The organism is Streptomyces sp. CAI-85, assembly GCF_013363615.1.
In the GTDB taxonomy this organism is placed as follows: Bacteria; Actinomycetota; Actinomycetes; order Streptomycetales; family Streptomycetaceae; genus Streptomyces; species Streptomyces antibioticus_B.
The window spans coordinates 521,965-540,587 of record NZ_JAANNX010000001.1 but is presented as its reverse complement, the minus strand read 5'-3'; the positions used below and the strand labels follow the sequence as shown (position 1 = coordinate 540,587).

Annotated in this window: 17 protein-coding genes; 7 read left to right on the top strand and 10 right to left on the bottom strand. The window is 71.2% G+C overall.

The genetic code is table 11. The features are described 5' to 3' along the window. Window positions 1–130: 130 nt before the first annotated feature. Both G6W55_RS02195 and G6W55_RS02190 read left to right on the top strand, forming a co-directional pair. On the top strand, window positions 131–1,900 hold the full coding sequence (locus G6W55_RS02195; RefSeq protein WP_175519038.1) for an ABC transporter ATP-binding protein: 1,770 nt from the start codon (window positions 131–133) through the stop codon (window positions 1,898–1,900). Between the two features lie 164 nt (window positions 1,901–2,064). Beyond that, window positions 2,065–2,304 (top strand): DUF5133 domain-containing protein, encoded by a 240-nt coding sequence (locus G6W55_RS02190; RefSeq protein WP_175519037.1) that lies wholly within the window; start codon window positions 2,065–2,067, stop codon window positions 2,302–2,304. 88 nt (window positions 2,305–2,392) lie between these two features. On the opposite strand, the gene tgmB is transcribed toward G6W55_RS02190, so the two are convergent. From tgmB to G6W55_RS02175, 3 genes are all read right to left on the bottom strand, one after another. Next, window positions 2,393–3,382 (bottom strand): ATP-grasp ribosomal peptide maturase, encoded by a 990-nt coding sequence (gene tgmB / locus G6W55_RS02185; RefSeq protein WP_175519036.1) that lies wholly within the window; start codon window positions 3,380–3,382, stop codon window positions 2,393–2,395. A gap of 15 nt (window positions 3,383–3,397) precedes the next feature. Then, window positions 3,398–3,589 carry a putative ATP-grasp-modified RiPP gene (gene tgmA, locus G6W55_RS02180; RefSeq protein ID WP_030795856.1) on the bottom strand — a complete coding sequence of 64 codons (192 nt, stop codon included), beginning with the start codon at window positions 3,587–3,589 and terminating at the stop codon, window positions 3,398–3,400. 233 nt (window positions 3,590–3,822) lie between these two features. Further along, entirely contained in the window at window positions 3,823–4,104 is a 282-nt protein-coding gene (locus G6W55_RS02175) for a YkvA family protein (RefSeq protein WP_175519035.1), read from the bottom strand. A 269-nt stretch (window positions 4,105–4,373) separates the two neighbouring features. Between G6W55_RS02175 and G6W55_RS02170 the strand changes: the two genes are divergently transcribed. Next, window positions 4,374–5,303: a hypothetical protein gene (locus G6W55_RS02170; protein WP_175519034.1), complete on the top strand. Its 930-nt coding sequence runs from the start codon at window positions 4,374–4,376 to the stop codon at window positions 5,301–5,303. Between the two features lie 74 nt (window positions 5,304–5,377). On the opposite strand, the gene G6W55_RS02165 is transcribed toward G6W55_RS02170, so the two are convergent. Next, on the bottom strand, window positions 5,378–6,598 hold the full coding sequence (locus tag G6W55_RS02165; RefSeq protein WP_244368893.1) for a hypothetical protein: 1,221 nt from the start codon (window positions 6,596–6,598) through the stop codon (window positions 5,378–5,380). A 351-nt stretch (window positions 6,599–6,949) separates the two neighbouring features. Continuing rightward, entirely contained in the window at window positions 6,950–7,849 is a 900-nt protein-coding gene (locus tag G6W55_RS02160) for an AraC family transcriptional regulator (protein WP_175519033.1), read from the bottom strand. A 150-nt stretch (window positions 7,850–7,999) separates the two neighbouring features. Between G6W55_RS02160 and G6W55_RS02155 the strand changes: the two genes are divergently transcribed. Continuing rightward, a complete protein-coding gene (locus G6W55_RS02155) occupies window positions 8,000–8,755 on the top strand; it encodes an SDR family NAD(P)-dependent oxidoreductase (RefSeq protein WP_175519032.1) in 756 nt (251 codons plus the stop codon). 343 nt (window positions 8,756–9,098) lie between these two features. Next, a complete protein-coding gene (locus G6W55_RS02150) occupies window positions 9,099–11,183 on the top strand; it encodes an NB-ARC domain-containing protein (RefSeq protein WP_175519031.1) in 2,085 nt (694 codons plus the stop codon). Window positions 11,184–11,308: 125 nt separating this feature from the next. On the opposite strand, the gene G6W55_RS02145 is transcribed toward G6W55_RS02150, so the two are convergent. Continuing rightward, complete coding sequence (locus tag G6W55_RS02145; protein WP_175519030.1) at window positions 11,309–12,610, bottom strand: hypothetical protein; 1,302 nt, start codon at window positions 12,608–12,610, stop codon at window positions 11,309–11,311. A gap of 559 nt (window positions 12,611–13,169) precedes the next feature. Between G6W55_RS02145 and G6W55_RS02140 the strand changes: the two genes are divergently transcribed. Further along, window positions 13,170–13,631: a hypothetical protein gene (locus G6W55_RS02140; RefSeq protein ID WP_175519029.1), complete on the top strand. Its 462-nt coding sequence runs from the start codon at window positions 13,170–13,172 to the stop codon at window positions 13,629–13,631. Here the strand turns inward: G6W55_RS02140 and G6W55_RS02135 are convergent. Next, a complete protein-coding gene (locus G6W55_RS02135; RefSeq protein WP_309243602.1) occupies window positions 13,612–14,457 on the bottom strand; it encodes an alpha/beta hydrolase in 846 nt (281 codons plus the stop codon). The two genes, G6W55_RS02140 and G6W55_RS02135, sit on opposite strands and share 20 nt — an antisense overlap. A 237-nt stretch (window positions 14,458–14,694) precedes the next feature. Here G6W55_RS02135 and G6W55_RS02130 point away from each other — a divergent pair, with 237 nt between their 5' ends. Further along, window positions 14,695–15,195: a roadblock/LC7 domain-containing protein gene (locus tag G6W55_RS02130; protein ID WP_175519028.1), complete on the top strand. Its 501-nt coding sequence runs from the start codon at window positions 14,695–14,697 to the stop codon at window positions 15,193–15,195. A gap of 78 nt (window positions 15,196–15,273) precedes the next feature. Here G6W55_RS02130 and G6W55_RS38465 read toward each other — a convergent pair whose 3' ends face one another. The 3 genes from G6W55_RS38465 to G6W55_RS02115 form a co-directional block, all read right to left on the bottom strand. Further along, complete coding sequence (locus tag G6W55_RS38465; RefSeq protein ID WP_254876051.1) at window positions 15,274–15,756, bottom strand: hypothetical protein; 483 nt, start codon at window positions 15,754–15,756, stop codon at window positions 15,274–15,276. A gap of 325 nt (window positions 15,757–16,081) precedes the next feature. After that, on the bottom strand, window positions 16,082–17,047 hold the full coding sequence (locus G6W55_RS02120; RefSeq protein WP_175519027.1) for a DUF1152 domain-containing protein: 966 nt from the start codon (window positions 17,045–17,047) through the stop codon (window positions 16,082–16,084). A gap of 185 nt (window positions 17,048–17,232) precedes the next feature. Beyond that, window positions 17,233–18,597, bottom strand: coding sequence for an FAD-dependent oxidoreductase (locus tag G6W55_RS02115; RefSeq protein WP_175519026.1), 1,365 nt, complete (start codon window positions 18,595–18,597; stop codon window positions 17,233–17,235). Window positions 18,598–18,623 lie beyond the last annotated feature (26 nt).

Genomic DNA, 18,623 nt, shown 5'->3' with positions numbered 1-18,623 from the left:
TCTCGCGATTCAGCGGCCGCACTGCTGAATGCGTTCACTCCTGTGTATTGGACCCCCGATGGCGCCGGGGCCAGGCTGGTGGGGCGCAAGCGCTTGCCGACCTGCGACACCCTCAGGAGGACCGCCGCCCATGGCGTCGTCGTACGAACGACCGCTCGACCACCGCTACCGCGGCGAGCACCCGATCCGCACTCTCGCCTACCTCCTCCGCGCCGACCGCCGCAGCCTGGCCGCCGCGGTCGTCGTCTTCACGGTCAAGCACAGCCCCATCTGGCTGCTGCCGCTGATCACCGCGTCCATCATCGACACCGTCGTCCAGCACCAGCCGGTCGACCGGCTGTGGACCAGCACCGCCGTCATCCTGTTCATCCTGCTCGTCAACTACCCCCTGCACCTGCTCTACGTCCGCCTCCTCTACGGCAGCGTCCGCCGCATGGGCACCGCGCTGCGCTCCGCCCTGTGCACCCGGATGCAGCAGTTGTCCATCGGCTACCACTCCCGGGTCAGCGCCGGAGTCCTCCAGGCCAAGGTGGTGCGGGACGTCGAGACCGTCGAGCAGATGGTCCAGCAGACCGCCGAACAGGGCCTCGGCGCGATCACCGTGCTCACCGGCGGCCTTGTCATCATCGCCGTCCGCACCCCCGAGTTCGTGCCCGTCTTCCTGCTCGTCGTCCCCGCCGCCGCCCTCCTCGTGGACCGCCTCCGGGCCCGACTGCGCGCCCACAACGAGAACTTCCGCCACGAGGTGGAGACCCTCTCCTCCCGCGTCACCGAGATGACCCGGCTCATCCCGGTCACCCGCGCCCACGGCCTGGAGGGCAAGGCCCTGCGCCGGATGGACGGCACCCTGAGCCGGCTGCTCACCTCCGGCATGCGCCTCGACCTCCTCAACGGCCGGGTCGGCTCGCTGGCCTGGGTCCTGCTCAACGTGATCGGCGTGCTCGTCCTCGCCGGCGCCGCGCTGATCTCGTACTACGGCGTCTGGGGTGTCACCGCCGGCGACGTCGTGATGCTCAGCGCCTTCCTCACCACCCTCACCAACTCCACCACCACCCTCACCGGCCTCGCCCCCGTCATCGCCAAGGGGCTGGAGTCGGTCCGCTCGGTCGGCGAGGTCCTCCAGGCCCCCGAACTGGAGGACAACGAGGGCAAGTCCGAGGTCACCACCCTGCGCGGCGCCGTCACCTTCGAGGACGTCGGCCACGCCTACGACGAAGACCGGCCCGCCGTCCGCGACTTCACCCTGACCGTCGCCCCCGGCGAGACCATCGCCCTGGTCGGCGCGTCCGGCGCGGGCAAGTCCACCGTCCTCAACCTCGTCATCGGCTTCATCCGGCCGACCACCGGACGGCTCCTCCTCGACGGCACCGACATGAGCACCCTCGACCTGCGCACCTACCGCCGGTTCGTGTCGGTCGTCCCCCAGGAGTCGATCCTCTTCGACGGCACGATCCGCGAGAACGTCGTCTACGGCAAGGAGGACGAGGCCGACGACGAGGCGGTCCGCGCCGCCCTGCGGGACGCCAACGCGCTGGAGTTCGTCGAACGGTTGCCGCAGGGCCTCGACACCCTCGTCGGCGACCGCGGCGCCCGGCTGTCCGGCGGGCAGAAACAACGGCTCGCCATCGCCCGCGCCCTGATCCGCGACCCCAAGGTGCTCGTCCTCGACGAGGCGACCTCCGCCCTGGACACCCGTTCGGAGGCACTCGTCCAACAGGCGCTCGCCCGACTGCTGCACGGCCGCACCACCTTCGTCGTCGCCCACCGGCTGTCCACCGTGCGCGGCGCGGACCGCATCGTGGTGATGGGCGAGGGCCGCATCCTGGAGACCGGCACCCACGACGAACTCCTGCGCCGCGGCGGCCCGTACACGGAACTGCACAGCGGACAGGTCGCGTGACACACCGTTACGGTCATGTGTCACGCACCGTCGTACGTCGTGTCGCGCACGGTGACGGCGCCGATGGCGGGATCATGCCCCCGGCGGGTGACATCTCCGCCCGGCGTGCATGAAGCGCCCAGGTCCGGGCACACGCTGCGCAACAACCGTAGAGAGGGGCGCCCGTGATCGTTCCGGACCCGAAGGTCGCCAGGACGTTGCTGACCCGGTACGCGACGCTGAGGATCGCTCAGTCCGAGGGGGAACGGCCGGAGACGGCCCGTGAACTCCAGGACGTGACGTACACGCTGTGCGTGCTGATGGGGACGTCCGACGTCGGGGAGGCGGTCGCCGCCGCCGACGCGCTGCTCGCGCCGGCGGGTGCGGTCACGACGGCCGGCCCGGGGCTGTCCCTGGCCGTGTGAGAGACCTGATCCGGCGCCGGCCGAAGCCTTTCCCTCGGGCTTCGGCCGGCGCCGGTGCGCTGTCGAGTCCGGTATGTCCGGGGCGGGTTCAGGGGGCCACGGTGCCGCAGTGGTCGGCCCGCCGGAAGTCCCGCCGCGCGGGTGGCGGCCCCGACAGCCACTCCGCGATGGTGCGGGCGATCGGCTGGCCCGTGTCCACTTCCACGAACCCGAACTGCCCCGACTGGTTGCACTCCAGGAACCACCAGGTCCCGTCGGCGTCCTCCGCGAAGTCGAAGGCGCCGTAGGACAGTTGCGCCTCCCGCAGATACGTGCGCACCGCCTCCGCCAGCCGGGGCGCGATCTCGGCCGGCTGCCAGGGCGTGGCCGAGGGCGCGAACCGTACGTCCACCACCTCCGGGTCACCGCCCGGCACGGTCTCCTTGCGGGCCGCGAGCAGACGGTCCCCCACCGCCGTGAGCCGGATGTCGGCCCGCTTGGCCACCCGGCGCTGGAGCAGCGTCGGACCGTAGGCCACGGCGGCGAAGTCGGCGCCCGGCGGGACCCGGGTGGTGGGCACCGCGCGCGGCGGATCCTGCGGATGGGCCCCGGACACCGGCTTGACCACCAGGTCCGGGAAGCGTTCGGCGAAGTCCCGCGCCGCCTGCGGGAACGACGTGATGAGCGTGGCGGGCACGGGCAGCCCGCTGAGCTGCGCCAGCCGTAGCTGCCACGGCTTGTGCCGGGCCCGCACGGCCGCGTCGGGATGGTTCATCCAGCGTGCCCCGGTGCCCCGGAGCATGCCGTACAGCGCCTGTGAGGACTCCTCCGTGAGCCACGGGGACGGCTCGGCCGCCCGGGCCGCCGCGGTGCCCGGCCGGCGAACCCAGACGGACCGCAGCCCGTCGAGGCTCACCAGCCGCCCTGCGGACGACAGATGGCCCCGGAAGGCACCGTGGACGTACTCCCCGGAGAGGGCGACGGTGCCGGTCAGATCCGCCGGATCGAGCCGGACGACCGGGACGCCCGCGGCGTTCAGGTGCACGACCACCATGTCCGCCGTGACGTCTTCTTCACAGGTCAGGATGAGCACGGTCATGTTCGCGACCCGTGGTCAGTCGTCGAAGTGGGTCTTGGACCCCGCCGTCGAGGTGGTCGTCCCCAGTTCTCTGAGCAGGGCGTGGTCGCGAGCGGCGACCCGGCCGTCGAGGAGCACGTTCAACTGCATTCCGGGGTCGTACGCGTACGGCGTGGCGAACTCCAACTCCGCCGCGGGGCGTGCGTAGTTGAGCGCGAACGGTTGCATGTTCTCTCCCTCGTCGGTACTGCCTCGATCAAGCGGTGCCGCTGTGCGACGTCACTCGGGCCCGCTGCCTTGGTGCGACCTTCAGTCATTAATACGGATCGAACGGGTGATTGGTTTCCTTACTCTCCGTGATCACGGTCGAGTTCGGACCCAAGCAGGGCTCGGAGCAGGGGAGATGTACCGGTTGGAGCGTGAAAACGACTTCAGCGAACGTGAGTTGAGCTCGGTTGAGGTCAGTTGAGGGACTCCGCGCGCCCGGGGGTACGGCGCATCGAGCGCAGGGCGAGCAGCAGGACTCCGATGTCGTCGAGGTACACCGGATCGGGCAGTACATCGGCCGGGAGGACGAAATAGGCGACCGCGCCCCAGAAGATCCAGCGCGGCCCGGTGGGGAGCCCGGCCCGCCGCAGGTTCTGGCGGGCCCGGACCAGCCGCACCAGCACCAGCACGGCCCCGCCGAGCAGGGCCGCGGCCAGCGCGGCGCCGATGACGACGAGCGTGGTGGTCGTGTCCACGTGCCCTCTCCTTCCGCTGCGGGGTCGTCCGACGGTGTTGTGCTCCCCGTTGTCGGTTTCCCCGCTTTGGGCCCCCGAACTCCCGCTTCCGCCGGGATTACCGCATCGTACGCGTGAGCGAGGCGCACGCCGGTCGGTACGCGCCCCCTCACACGTGCGCTCCGGCCGAGTGGCGGGGGGTGCCCTGTGCCCGTAGTAATGGTCACGTCACATCGCGTGTCGCACCTCGGGGGCGCAGGGGCGACCGCAGCCTTCAGAGAGAGCACAGAATGATCACCCGCTCCACCGGTACCACCCGTCCCACCGGCTCCACTCACCCGGCCACGGCCCGAGCCGTTCCGCCCCTCCCCGGCACGCCCACGGCGGCCGCCACCCCGTACCCCGACCCCGTGGACGGCCTGCTGCACGCCGCCGCGGCCCACCGGCCGCTGGAGGACGTCGCCCGGCTCATCACCATGCTCGAACAGTCCGAGGAGTGCACGGATGCGGCGGCCGGCGTCCTGCGCGCCGCCGGCACCACCCGCTCCCTGGAGGACGTGTCCCGCCTGGTGACCGTCCTCTCCCGCGCACCGCACCCCGCGGACCACACCGGCCACATGATCCGCGCCGCGGCCGAACACCGTCCGGTGGAGGAGGTCGCGGAACTCGTCGGACGGCTGACGAGGGAGAGGGAGACGGAGAGGGAGAGGGAGGAGGCGGGGCGTCGGCCGATGGGCCCGCCGCCGACGGCCGCCGACATCGGCGCGTCACGACCCGGCCGTTCCGACGAGCCGGCTCGGGCGACGAGGTGGACGGCGGCATCGGCCCTGACCGTCTGTGGGATCTCTCACATCCCGGTGCACCCGGACGGCGTCCCGCTCACCGCCCTCGTGATCGCCTGGGCACTGTCGGTGCTGTGCCTGCTGGCGGCGGTGCCACTGCCCCGCGGGCAGGCGCCGCTGCGGACGGCGGCGGCCGTGGCGGGGGTGCTGGTGCCGCTCGCCCTGCTGGCGGCGCAGCTCCTGTCCGGTCGCGTGGCGGCCCTGGCCGGGCTGCCGGAGGCGGCCCTCGCCCCGCCGTGGGCGGGGGCGGCGACGGCGGTGTGCGCGGCGCTGACGGCGCTGTGTGTGCTGCTGGTCCCGGTGTTCGGTGACCGGCGTGACCGGGACGCCGAGCCGCGCGACGGGGGGCTGGTGCCCGAGGCGGGTGCGACGGACTGACGTCCGCTCACGGTCCGGGCCGGGCCGCCGCCGAAACCTTTCGTCGGCGGCCCGGCTGCCGCGTCAGACCAGCCCTAGCGGCTGGTGGCGTCGGAGGAGGCGGTCGCGTCCGGAGCGGCTTCAGTAGCCGCTTCGATGTCGGCCGGCTCCTGGGAACTCTTGGCCGGACCGGGGACGACGGGGATGAGCCCCTTGCCCTTGGTGGACTCCTTGAAGCGCTCCAGGGTGCGGCCCAACTGCTGGAACGGCTGGAAGGGCGAGCCGCCCCGCTTGGACTGCGGCCGGCTCGGAACCGGGTCCCCGGCCTCGGCGGCGGCCTCGCGGTAGTAGGTGAGCGCCTCGTGGGCCTGTTCGGCGGCCTCCCGGTACAGGTCCCGGGACTGCGTCATCGCCTCCAGGGCCTCCTTGTACATGGCGATCAGCTCACGGGCCCGGGCGAGTTCCTCATCCGGGGTCAGCAGCCGCCACTGCTCCCGCAGCAGGGTGAGCGCGTCCTCGCCGCCCTCCGGGAGCGGCCGGGGCAGGGCCGCGAACCGCCGTACCGCGTCGAGCACTTCGGTGGGGTGACTGCCGTCGAGGAACACGCTGCGGACGGAGAAGTCGTCGGGGTCGTAGCCGTCGAGGGCCGGGGAGGCGGGCAGCACGAGCGCGCCGCCGCGCGGCACTTCCACGCCAGATTCCTTGAGCGCCCAGTTCACCGTACGCAACTGGTGCGGTGCGGCGCGTAGTTCCACCACGCGGTGGTGGAGGCCGGGCGGGAGCAGCGGGACGAGGGAACGGCGGCCGCGTTCGTCGGGGGTCATCGCCTCGTGGACGACGAGCGTGATGGTCCAGGTGTCGCGCAGGGCGCCCCGCAGGGTGCGGCGCAGTTCCTTGTCGTCGGCGGGGAGGGGGTTGGTGTCGAGGAAGCGCAGTCCGGTGTCGGTCTCGTGACCCCAGGCGGAGTCCGTGTCCCAGGGCCAGAACATGGTGACGGGCGACGGCCATCGCGCGTCCCAGGCCCGCTCGGCCTCGGCGGCCAGCGTCCACTCCTGCCCCCGGCCGGACCATTCCGCGAGGTTCAGCCGGGCCCGGACGGTGATGTCCTCCGGCAGCAGCCACCGCGCCTCGAAGGCCAGCTCCCCCTCGGGCGTGTCGGCGTCGGGCAGCTCGACGAAGTCGAGGAGCGTCCCGGCGTCCTTGAGTTCCTGGAGGTGCCCGCGCAGGACGTCCGGGGCGGCGGGACCGGTGTGACGGCCACGGCCGAGCCAGACCGTGGCGGGAGACGGGGGCGGGACGGTCGCGGAGATGAGCATGGGTCCGTTCGGTGGAAGACGGGCGGGGCGATGGGCGTATGTCCCAGTATCGCGCGCCGCGGGGTGTGCGTGACCAGGCGGGTCCGGGCGTGAGGGTCCCGGTGTGCCGGGTCACTCGGCGGGTGCCGAGGGTCCCCGGCAGAGGGGTGCCTTCCCCGCAGCCCGCCCCCGCACGCGTCCTGACCCCGCACAACTGTCGGCGCGGTCGCCGCACACGGGGTGTGACCGCTTCACCACGGCAGGACACCCCGCACACATGTACCCGCCACCCGCTTCCCCCCACAATCGAACGCACGGCAGGGCCCGCCCACCATTGGCGTCGGGGCGAGCCCTGCTCACACCGCCCCGGCCTCAGGAAATCCCACCCGCGGCCCGCCGCAGTCGAACGGCGTCCTGACTGGGCGGAACACCGAACTGCCGCCGGTACTCGCGGCTGAACTGCGACGGGTTGTCGTACCCGACCCGCTGCCCGACCCCGGTGACGTCCCCCGGCCGCGTGGCCAGCAGCAGCCGGGCCTCCTGGAGCCGGATCTGCTTCTGGAACTGGATGGGGCTCATCGCCGTCACCGTCTGGAAGTTGCGGTAGAAGGCCGACACGCTCATCCCGGAAAGCCGCGCCACGTCCTCGACCCGGAACGGCTGCGCGTAGTGCTCGCGGATCCAGCGCACGGCCCGGGAGACATGGCTCAGACCGCTGTCGGCGAGGCCGAGTTGGCGGACCGTGGCACCCTGCTCACCGGTGATCAGCCGCCACAGGATCTCGCGCTTGATCATCGGGGCCAGGACGGGCCGGTCGCGCGGCTCGTCGAGCAGACGCAACAGCCGGACCACGGCGTCCAGCAGCGCTGCGGGGGCGTCGCTGACCGCGATCCCGGGCGACGCGCCCGCACCTCCGCGCGGAGCGGCCCCGGCCCCCGGCCCCGCCTCGATCAGCAGCTCGGCGACGGCGGACGGTTCGAGCGTCAGCCCGAACCCCAGCGCGGGCCGCTCGGGTTCGGCCCGGAGGAACTGCCCGGTGACGGGCAGATCGACGGACGCGACCAGATACTGCCCGGCCCCGTACTCGAACACCCGGTCGCCCAGCGCGAGCCGTTTGGCGCCCTGGGCGATGACCGCCAGGACCGTGCCGGACATGGAGGGCGCCGGTGGATCCGACCGATCGACCTTCGAGATGAGGACGCCGTCGACGGCGGTCGTGCAGTCGGGCCGGGCGTGCCGGTCCAGCAGGGTGCGCAGCTCGTCCAGAGGCATACGGACAGTGCAGCACGGTCGCGTGCGACGACTCCCGGATTCGAGAGGATCGTGCAAGTGCCGGCGAGCATCGTTCTAACATATCCGCAGTTCAGGCGGCTTGAATGGAGGAAGTTCGCACATACGGATCCACTCTCCGGGAGGAACATCATGAAGATCGCCGTCGTCACGGGCGCCAGCTCCGGCATCGGACAGGGCGCCGCGATCGAGATCGCCCGGCGCGGAACCGGGGTCATCCTGACCTACGGCTCCAACCGGGAGGGCGGGCTGGAGACGGTCGCCGCCATCGAGAAGGAGGGCGGCACGGCCGTCGCGCTGCCCCTCGACCTGGGCGACACGGCCGGCTTCGACGCCTTCCGCGACACGGTCGCCGACGTGCTGCGCACCACCTGGGGGCGCGACACGTTCGACCACCTGGTCAACAACGCCGGCTTCGTACGGACGTCGTCGATCGCCGACACCACGGAGGACACCTTCGACGCGCTCATGCGCGTTCTGCTCAAGGGGCCGTACTTCCTGACCCAGCGGCTCCTGCCCCTGATGGCGGACGGCGGCGCCATCGTCAACACGAGCAGCAACTCGACGTCGGGCGGCCTGGAGCCCGGCTACTCGGTCTACGCGTCGATGAAGGGCGGCCTGGACGTGCTGACCCGTTACATGGCCAAGGAGTTCAGCGCCCGCGGCATCCGCGTCAACTCGGTCTCTCCTGGCCCGACCCGCACCCGCCTCGCCGACGACGCCTTCACCCGCCACCCCGAGGTCGTCCCCCTCCTCGCCGCCCGCACCGCCCTCGCCCGCGTCGGCGAACCCGACGACATCGGCGCCCTGATCGCCACCCTGCTCTCCGACGACAGCCGCTGGGTGACGGCCCAGAACATCGAGGCATCAGGCGGCTACAACCTCTAGCCGGACGCCTCACCACCGCTCCGCTCTGATCGAAGGAGCCCCGGAACACACGTGACGACCGGCCCGAAGGCGCCCCGTTGTCGCTGATCTCGAGGGCACCTGACCAGCGCCGGGACGTCCATCGCATGCGAAGTCGGCGGCTTGATTCGGTCGTTCCTTCTCTGATCGTGTGTCATGGGGCGCGCGTGATCTCTACGGTGGTGCTCGGTGTGGATGGGCGACCGGGACGGGGGAGTGTGTGGAAGCCGAGATGATGGCGTTGGCCGTCATGTGTGTCAGCAGCCTCACTGGACTGGCTCTACAGGACTTGTGGGGGTGGGGTAAGAAGCGGTTCGCCTCTCTGTTGGGGAGGGAGGACGAGTTGGAGGGGCTGCGGCGGGAGTTGCTCGACGCGCGGCGTAGCGGGGACGAGGACGCGGAAGCCGGCGTCGAAGAGGAATGGGTGCGGCGGTTTCAGGAGTTGCTGGAGCGGGATCCCGAGGCTGCCGCTCGGGTGCGTGCCGTTGTGGGGGAGGTTGTTGAGCGGAGCCCCGCGCCGGTCGCCTTCGCCAACATCCTGCACTACGTCAACAACTCCGCCGTACTTCAGGCGATGAACGACTACTGGGCCCGCTGCACCGCCGCGCGCAGTATGACCGCCATGTATCTGTCCGGCCTGCCGGGCGTGGGCAAGCGCACCACCGCGCGTCACTGGCTCCAGTCTCATCAGGGCGCCCTGCCGGGGGATGTGCTGCATGCCGACCTGGGGTCCGACGAGCGGGGGCGTCCGGCCGATCTCGCCGCGGTTCTGGAGCGCTGGTTGGATCAGTTGGGGGTGCCGAGGGAGGACCGTCCCGCCGATGTGGAGCACAAGGCGGCCGAGGTGCGGCGGCAATTGCGTCAGCGGCCGATGGTCGTTCTGTTGGAGAACGTCACCAGGCTCGCGCAGGTTCGGCCTCTGCTCCCCGACTCGCCCCAGAGTGTTCTGCTGATGACCGGGCAGCAGGCGCCGGCCGCGCTGGAGTCGGTGCTGGACTTCGAACTCGTCGTCGTGGAGCCGCTGAAGGACGAGCACGCCCTCGAACTCCTCGTCAAAGTCAGCCGCAGTACCGAACACCCGGATCGACTTCGGCCTGTCGTGCAGCAGTTGGGCGGGCTGCCGCTCGCGGTGCGGCTCATCGCAGGGCAGTTGAAGTCGCCTGTGCCGGGGGTACTCGAGGACATCACCGTGCTGCTCACGGACCGGCGTTCGCGGCAGGAGTTGCTGACCATGGACGACGCGCACGATCTGCCCAGCGCGCTCGATGCCACCTACGACCGTCTCACCGCCGAGGCCGCCCTGCTCTACCGGCGTCTCGGCATCCTGGCGCGGGTCGACTTCCAGATCGACACCGTGTTCGCCCTCACGACGGACCGGCAGCCCACGGCCACCAGGCGTGCCCTGCACGCGCTGATCTCGGCACGGCTCGTCGAGCGGGAGGGCGTGGACACGTACCGTCTGCACCCGCTCGTCCACGACCACGCCGCGACCGTCGCGGAGAGGGATGAGGACGAGGCGGAGCGCGCGGTCGTGTGCGAGCGGATCGTCCGGTACTACCTCCGTACAGCGGAGTCCGGTGAGGCCGCGCTGTCCTCGCGTTGGCGGCACGACCCGATGGGCGTCTACGCGTCCGCCGTGCAACCGGCGGGAGGGAGTGCGGACACCGAGCGCGAACTCGCCCGTCGGCGTGCGGGGTTGCTCGCCGCCGTGCATCTCGCCCAGGACAGCGGGCTGCATGCCGAGGCGTGGCGGATGTGTCAGGGGCTGTGGACGTTCTATCTGCGGACGGCGAGCCACGCGGAGTGGATCGAGTCGCACCGGGTCGGGCTCGCGGGCGCTCAGGCGTGCGGTGACCGGCTGGCGACGGCCCGGATGCACTATCAGCTCGGCTTCGCGTACCTGGACCGGTGGAGCGTCGAGGAGGACGATCCGCGCCGGGCGCGCGAGCAGTTCGACGCGGCGCTCGGTCTCGTACGGTCCGGAACTCCCGGCCGGAGCGAAGGGGAACGGCGCACGGAGTCGAGCGTGATGGAGGGCCTCGGACTTCTCGAACAGAAGCTCAGGCGTCCGCGGTATGCGCTCGACCGTTTCCAGCAGGCGGAGGCGGCGCTCGACGGTGTCACCCATCCTCGTGGCCTGGCCCTTCTCGCCTATCACCGGGCTCCCGCCTTTACGGCCCTGGGGCGCCACGACGACGCCGAACGCACCCTGCGGGAGGCGCGGGAGGGCTTCGCCGCTCTCGGGCAGGGCAAGGACATCGCCCTCAACATCGGGAAGTCGTGGATGAGATACGCGCAGGATCGGGTCGCGTGTGAGCAACCCCGAGAAGCCGTCCTCGCTTTGGGGTCGGCGATCTCCGACTGGCCAAGGCCGACGCGGCGTACGTGCTCGCGACGGCTCACCTGTTGAGGGGTGACGTCTCTCGGAGTCTCGGGGACGACGGTCGCGCCGTGGCCGACTGGGAGCGGGCGCGGACGCTGTTCACCGAGGTGCGCAGCGGTCGTGCGGAGGAGGCGCGGGCACGGCTGGCCCTGTCAGACGACGGGGGAGACCTCCAGTAGGGCCGACGGTAGGTGGTCGCCCGCGCGGACCGTCATGCGGAGTCGGGTGCGCGTGGGGGAGGTCTCCAGCCACGCGTGGACGGCCGAGGCCGCTGTGCCGAACGACACCCAGGCCGGGGGATCGACCCAACGGGCCTGGAGCCGTGTGTCGTCGGGGAGCAGTGCCGTGCAGCCGTGGTCCGCCTCTTCCACCGCGAGCAGTGAGCATCCGGGGAATCGGGGTGTGAAGGCGGACCACTTCACTGTCTCGGGGTGGGGGTATCTCTCGCGGGGCAGCAGGAGTACGTCGGCTGATCTCGGCCAGCGGGGGTCCGGGTCGTCCGGGTCCGCGGTCAGGTGGGCGCCGGTGAGGTGAGGGCCTTCCGTGGTGCGTTGGAGAGCGCCGGGGAAGCGGCGTAGGGAGATGGACGGTGTCGTGCCGGTGTCGGTTGTCGTTGCCGTGGTGAGCGTGGCCGGCAGGTGCGGTAGGCGGGGGTTGCGGGTGGACGACGGTGAGGGCCGGGGGATCGCTCGGGTCGCGGCCGGGTGGGACGGTTCCGGGAGGTTCAGCCAGGTGTAGAGGAGGCGGCGGATCAGGGTGGCCGATCTGCCGGGTTCCGAGGTGACGCTCCGTCTGAGGGCGTGCAGTTCCGGGGCGTCCCGTTGGGTGTCTGCGGCCAGGGTGAGTTGGGTGGGGAGGGGGCGGGTGTGGGTGAGGCGGGGGAGGAGTTCTCCCAGGCGGTGCATGGGGGAATCGGGGGCGACCACGGAATCGCGGAATGAGCCGAGAAGGGTCGGGATTTTGAGGGCTACTCCGTAGATCGTCAGTGATCCGTGGTCGCCGATCAGGAAATCTGCCGCGCAGAGGGCCGCTTTCCAGAATTCTGTTTCCGGGGGCGGGAGAATGAGGCCCGCCTCGGTGAGTGGGGCGAGCCAGGTGTGTATTTGCCAGGCTCCGTGTCCGTACCAGGCATTGGGGTGTATGGCCGCCATTACGCGGAATTCGTCGGCGGGTAGTTCGGCGAGGGTTCTTCTCAGGACATCGGTCTGCGGGGAGCCCATGACGGAGTCGCGGCCCCAGGTGGACGAGACGACGACCAGACGCTGGCCCGGCAGCAGGCCGAGCGCCCGCCGGAAGGTCTCGCGGAAGGCGGTGCCCGCGTGGAGTTGGTCGAGGCAGGGGTCGCCGGCGACGTGGGCGATGGGCAGGGCCGTGGGGCAACCCTCGGCCAGGCGGGCGAGTTGCTCGGTGTGGGACAGCACGATCGCCGAGGGAATGAGCCGCCCCTCATGCATCAACCACTCATCGGTCAGCCCAAAAGCTCCCGGCTCCCGGCTCCCGGCTCCCGGCTCCCGGCTCCCGGCTCCCGGCTCCCGGCTCCCGGCTCAATTGTTTATTATACCCGGCGCCATGAGGGGTGAATATAAGCGGAAACGGTATCTTGTGCAGGTCTCCGCCCCGACTCGTCGAAATCGCGATATCGAAGGGAAGGGAGACAGCCTGGTCCCACGGAAGGGTGATCGCCCCTCGTGACGAGAGGAATTCCCTCGTCCCCTCATCGAGTGCCGAGGATTCCGTGCAGGAGAAGAAGACCTGCACGCGTTCATCGCCCTCGAAAACCGACAGCACATCCAGCAACCGCGTGGCAGAGGCGATGTTGTGTACGACGCCCAGGACACTGCGTTCGGCGAGTACCGTGCTCCAACGTCGGCCGTCGTCCCGCAGGGGCGCGGGCAGTCGTCCCCCCTCGCCCACGCGCGCACCTCACATGATCGTCCGGAACTGTCGGCTACACGATAGTCATGTGCGGGTCACGCGTCGTTGGCCGGTCGCGGGGTCAGGTAGAAACGCGGCATGGACACCGCCGTACTTGAGCAGTTGCTGGACGAAGCCTTTGATCATGCCGTCGTGCACCACGGATACACCGACTACATGCGCGACTACGAGGTCGTCGTCCACGCAACGGCTGATCCCCGTACCGGAATTGCGCCCGCCTACCTGCGGTATCTCTTCCGGTACTGCGTCGAGGCCCGGTGTGAGACGTCCGTGCCGCCGGGCATCTGGCGGGAGTCCTTGGACGACCGGCTCATCGAGCATGAGACCGCCGCCGACCTCGACGGATACGTGTGGGGTGTGAAGTGGCACGGTCTGTACCCAGGAGCCACCGTACTGCCGGTGTCCGACGTGGCGCGTCGGTGGTCGGAGGCGCTCGGGATCGACTTTCACGAGGTGCGCATGGAGACCAACGCGCACACGCTGACCCTCGTGTTCTCCGAGCTACAGGTGAGTGAAATCCCTACCCACCCTCCCCGTTGAGGTGTTCCAGGAGCAGGCGGTTCAGGGCGTCCGGGGCTTCCTCCGGGATCCAGTGCGTGGTGTCCGGGAGGGTTTCGAAACGGTACGGGGCCGTGACCCAGCGGCCCGTTTCCTGGGCTGCCGTCGGGCCGAAGGCCGTGTCCTGGGTGCTCCAGACGTACAGCGTGGGTACGTCGATGGTGCCGATCGGGTGGGACGGGCGGCCGGCGCGGTACCAGTTCAGTGCCGCCGTGAGGGCGCCCGGGTGGGACAGGTGGCGGACGTACGCGTCCTCGGCGGCCCGAGGGACCTTGTTCGCGTAGAGGGTGCGCAGGAGACGGGCGTCGTCGGCCAGGAGGCGGTCCTCCGTCGCGGGCGTCTCGCGCCAGTCCCGCATGTAGTGCGACCGCGTGCGCTGGTCCTCGTCGATGCGCAGGGCGACGGCGAGGGCGCCGGGGTGCGGGGTCGAGACGACGGTCAGCGTGCGGACGCGGCCGGGGTGGGCGTCCGCGGTCCACCAGGCCACCGCCCCGCCCCAGTCGTGCCCGACCAGGTCGAACGTCGTCCAGCCGAGCGTCTCCGTGATGGATACGACGTCGTCGACCAAAGCGTCGATGTCGTAGTCGGAAGGGTGCGGTGGGCGGGCCCCCGGGGAGTAGCCGCGCTGGTTCGGGGCCACCGCGCGGTAGCCCTTCGCGGCCAGGGACGTCAGTTGGCGTTGCCAGGCCAGGCCCGTCTGGGGGAAGCCGTGCAGCAGGAGCACCGGGCGGCCCTCGGGCGGGCCCGCCGCCAGCGCGTCGAACACTCCCGCCGCCGTGGGGATGCTCAACTCGTCGACATCAACCACGATCCGCTCCTTCAAACCGACTGGTCGGTAAGTGTTCAGGGCGTGGCGACGGGTCGTCAAGACGGGGTCCTGTGCGCCCACCCCCGCATGTTCCAGGTGAATGTGCCAAAAACCTCGCCGCGCCCCACCACATTCCGTAGTCTCGGTGTCACGCTAAAGCCCCTCTCCCGTACCGCACTTGATCCGTCTCCGTCGCTCTCCACCGCTCGCTCGCCCGCGCGCCGAAAGGACACGGTCATGGCCGTCGAGGCCGAGGTTCTGAAGGAACTGCGCCGACTGCGCGCGTGCATGCCCGAGGTGACGGGCGTCCTGGCGGCCAGTGCCGACGGGCTGGTCCTGGCGCGGGACATGCCGGACGTCGAGCCGGAGGGGCTGGCCGCGCTCACCGCGGCCGCGCTCGGCATCGGGCGGCGGATGACCGACCTCGCCGGAGGCGGAGGCTTCCGTGAGCTGCTGGTCCGTGGGGCCGGTGGCTACATCGCCACCTACGCGGCAGGGCCGACCGCCGTACTGACGCTCGTCGCCGACGACCGGGTCAATGTCGGCCGGCTGCACCTGGAGGGGCGGCGCGGCGGCAGCCGGATAGCCGACCTCCTCACCGGCCGCTTTCCGACCGACCGGCCTCTCCTCCCGGAGAGACCCCTCCTCGCCGACCGGCCCGCGCCCGCCGCCACCCGTGGTCCGACGCTCGGCGCACTGCCGGTCCGGATACCACCGCAGTCCCGCCGCGAACACTGACCGAAGCGACCGCACAAAGGAACCGCCCGAAGCGCCGCGCGTCAAGCCCCGGCGCACCGTGCCTCACGGCACCGTGCCTCACGCCCCCGCGCCACCCCGCGCCGTACGCCCACCACGCCGTCTCGCCGTTCCGTGCCGTCGGCCGCCGCCGCGTCGCTCCGGGACGGGGACCTGGCCCGTACCGCCCGGCGGCGCGCTGAAGCCGCCCGGCACGAGACGCGGCGCGCCACTGTCGGAGGCGGCGGCCGGCCGCTCGTACGGCTCCCGGGGGGCCGCCGGTGGCGGTACCGCGCGGCTCATCACGCGCGCGTGCGGCATCAGCGGGGCGCACGCCGAGCACACCTCGGTGAGCGTCCACACCTGGCCCACCGCCGGATCGTGCCGCAGGACGAGGACCACACCGCCCGCGCAGTTGACCCGGGTGCCGTCGTGCAGCGCGCACTGCTGGCGGCGGCACCAGCACGCCGCGTCATGGTGCACGGCGGCCGCTCTGGCGTGCGCGGCGACATGGGCCTCGGCGAAACGGCGCAGCGCCGCGAGGTCCCGGGAGCGCGGCGGCATCGCGCACGTCGACGAACAGGTGACCGACGCCGTACGGTCCCGGTGCCCGACGACACGGATCGTCCAGCAACGGCCGGGGCGACGGGCTGAAGGGGCGTCAGGGTACGTAAGAGCCAAAGCACATGTCCTTCGTGGGGGGAGGGCGACGAGTCCGGGAACGGTTCCGGCTCGGCCCGCCGGAAGTGACCTCGTTCACAGCATGCCCGTGGCCGGGCCCCGCCATGCCCACGGCCCGGCGGACCCTGCGCGCTGTGCCCCTCCTGGCGGACACCCCCAGGACACCCTCAGTACCTGGGCCGCGTTGACCCTGCCGTCGCGGTCGCCGTCAGTGCGGGTAGGCGCGCGGCTGCCGGAGCACCGGGAGGCCGTCGCGGAAGTCCTCGATGCGGGAGCTGATCTGCCGCATCAGGACGGTGTCCTCCAAGCGGTCCAGGTACAGGTTGCGGCGGGCCAGCGCGGGCGCGTCGGCGCAGAAGTACACGCTCATCAGCGGGTTGACGAACAGCTCGCTGTCCCTGGTCCGCTCGGTGAACCGTACGTCCCCGAACTCCCCGCGTACGGCGGCGGCGACGGAGCCGTTGACGATGCTCGGCCGGCCCGGCGTGGACGTCTGGGCGTGGGCCACCGCGTCGAGGTACAGGGCACCCTCCCGGCTGTCGCGCGGCAGTGAGAACGCGCCCAGATAGCCGCCCTCCCGGTCCAGCGCGGCCAGGTTCTCCAGGACCAGCGCGTGGTTGACGCCGTGGTGGGCGTCCACGCCGAAGCCCAGACACGCCACCAGCCGGTGCGGGACCTCGTCCAGGCCGTGCACGGCGGCCAGGCTGGCCATGTCCTCCTCGGGGGTGCCGAGTCCGTGTTCGTCGCCGCGCATCAGGATGTCCGTGCCGCCGTCCACCAGGACGATCGCGTCGACCCCGCCCACATGGTCGAGGAGCGCGCGGTAGGCGTCGCGCAGGGGCTTCACACCGGTGCGCGGGAAGGCGTACACCGTGGCGGGCAGACCGTGCCCGTCGAGCCAGGTGGCCAGGGTGTGTTCGGGGAAGTAGTCGCCGCGGGCCGGGGTGTCCGGGCGGACGGCCGCGACATCGGGTTCGAGCCAGACCTCGGCGGGCAGCCCGTACAGCTCGGCGAAGGAGAGGTTGGCGAGGTGGACGTCCTTGCCCGCCGCCCGCAGCGCGAGCGCCAGCGGCAGGCCCGCGTACACGTCGAAGCCGCCGCCCGCACCGGCGACGAGCACCCGGCGCGCGTCGCGCAGCCGGGTGAACAGGGGAGGTTCGTGGAGGGTGAACACTCCGGGACGCTAACAGCCGATCACTGTCCTGACCAGCGGATCAGCCGCAACGTCCGTACGCCGCAAGCGAATTGGGCCCCGGCCCACGCACCGCCCGCACACGGCCCCCGCACGGCCCACAAGCGGCCCGTACACGGAGGGCGCGCCCCGAAGGTACGCGCCCCCACGTCACTCACGCGAAGCGCCTACGCCCCGCTCTCCCGCAGCATGTCCTCACGCTCGACGAGCTTCACGCGCTCACGTCCCTGCGGCTCGCCCAGCGCCTTCTCCGCGGCGTCGAGCTTGTACCAGCCCTCCCACGTGGTGTACCGGATCTCGCGGTCGGCGAGGAACGCCTCCACGGCCTCCGGCTCCGGCGCGGACGGCGTCTGGAGCCGGCCGTTCGCGTGGTCGTCCAGCAGGTTGGAGACCGTCTCGTTGGCGTCGCCCTTGGTGTGGCCGATGAGGCCGACCGGGCCGCGCCGGATCCAGCCGGTGACGTACACGGACTGGAGGTGGGTGCCGCTCTCCTGGATGACCCGGCCGCCCTCGTCGGGAACCGTGCCCGACTCGATGTCCCAGGGCAGCTTGGGCAGCTTCTCGGAGAGGTAGCCGACCGCGCGGTAGACCGCGCCGAGGTCCCAGTCCTTGAACTCGCCGGTGCCCTTGACGTTGCCGGTGCCGTCCAGGGCGGTGCGCTCGGTGCGCAGGCCGACGACCTTGCCGTCCTCGCCGAGGATCTCCGTCGGCGACTCGAAGAAGTGCAGGAACAGCTTGTGCGGGCGCTCGCCGATGTCGCGGATCGCCCAGTTCTCCAGCGTCTTGGCGACCATGTCGGCCTGCTTGTTGCCGCGCCGGGTGGCGATCGAGCCGTCGTCGTAGTCGATGTCCTCGGGGTCGACGATGACCTCGATGGTGGGGGAGTGGTCCAGCTCGCGCAGCTCCATCGGGGAGAACTTCGCCTGGGCCGGGCCCCGGCGGCCGAAGACGTGGATCTCCACGGCCTTGTTGGCCTTCAGGCCGTCGTGGACGTTCGGCGGGATCTCCGTGGGGAGCAGCTCGTCGGCCGTCTTGGCCAGGATGCGGGCCACGTCGAGCGCCACGTTGCCGACGCCGAGGACGGCGACCTTCTCGGCCTCCAGCGGCCAGGTGCGCGGCACGTCCGGGTGGCCGTCGTACCAGGACACGAAGTCCGCGGCGCCGTACGAGCCGTCCAGCTCGACGCCCGGGATCGGCAGCTCGCGGTCGGCCGTCGCACCGGTCGAGAAGATCACGGCGTCGTAGAAGGCGCGCAGATCGTCGAGGCTGATGTCGGTCGGGTAGTCGACGTTGCCGAAGAGACGGATCTGCGGCTTGTCGAGCACCTGGTGCAGGGCGGTGATGATGCCCTTGATCCGGGGGTGGTCCGGAGCCACGCCGTAACGGATCAGTCCGAACGGGGCCGGCATCCGCTCGAAGAGGTCGATGGAGACACCGGGGTCGGCGGCCACATCGGACTTGAGCAGCGCGTCGGCGGCGTAGATCCCGGCGGGGCCGGCTCCGACGATGGCTACCCGCAGGGGGCGGGGCATGATCAGTTTCCCTTCGAGCGGCGACA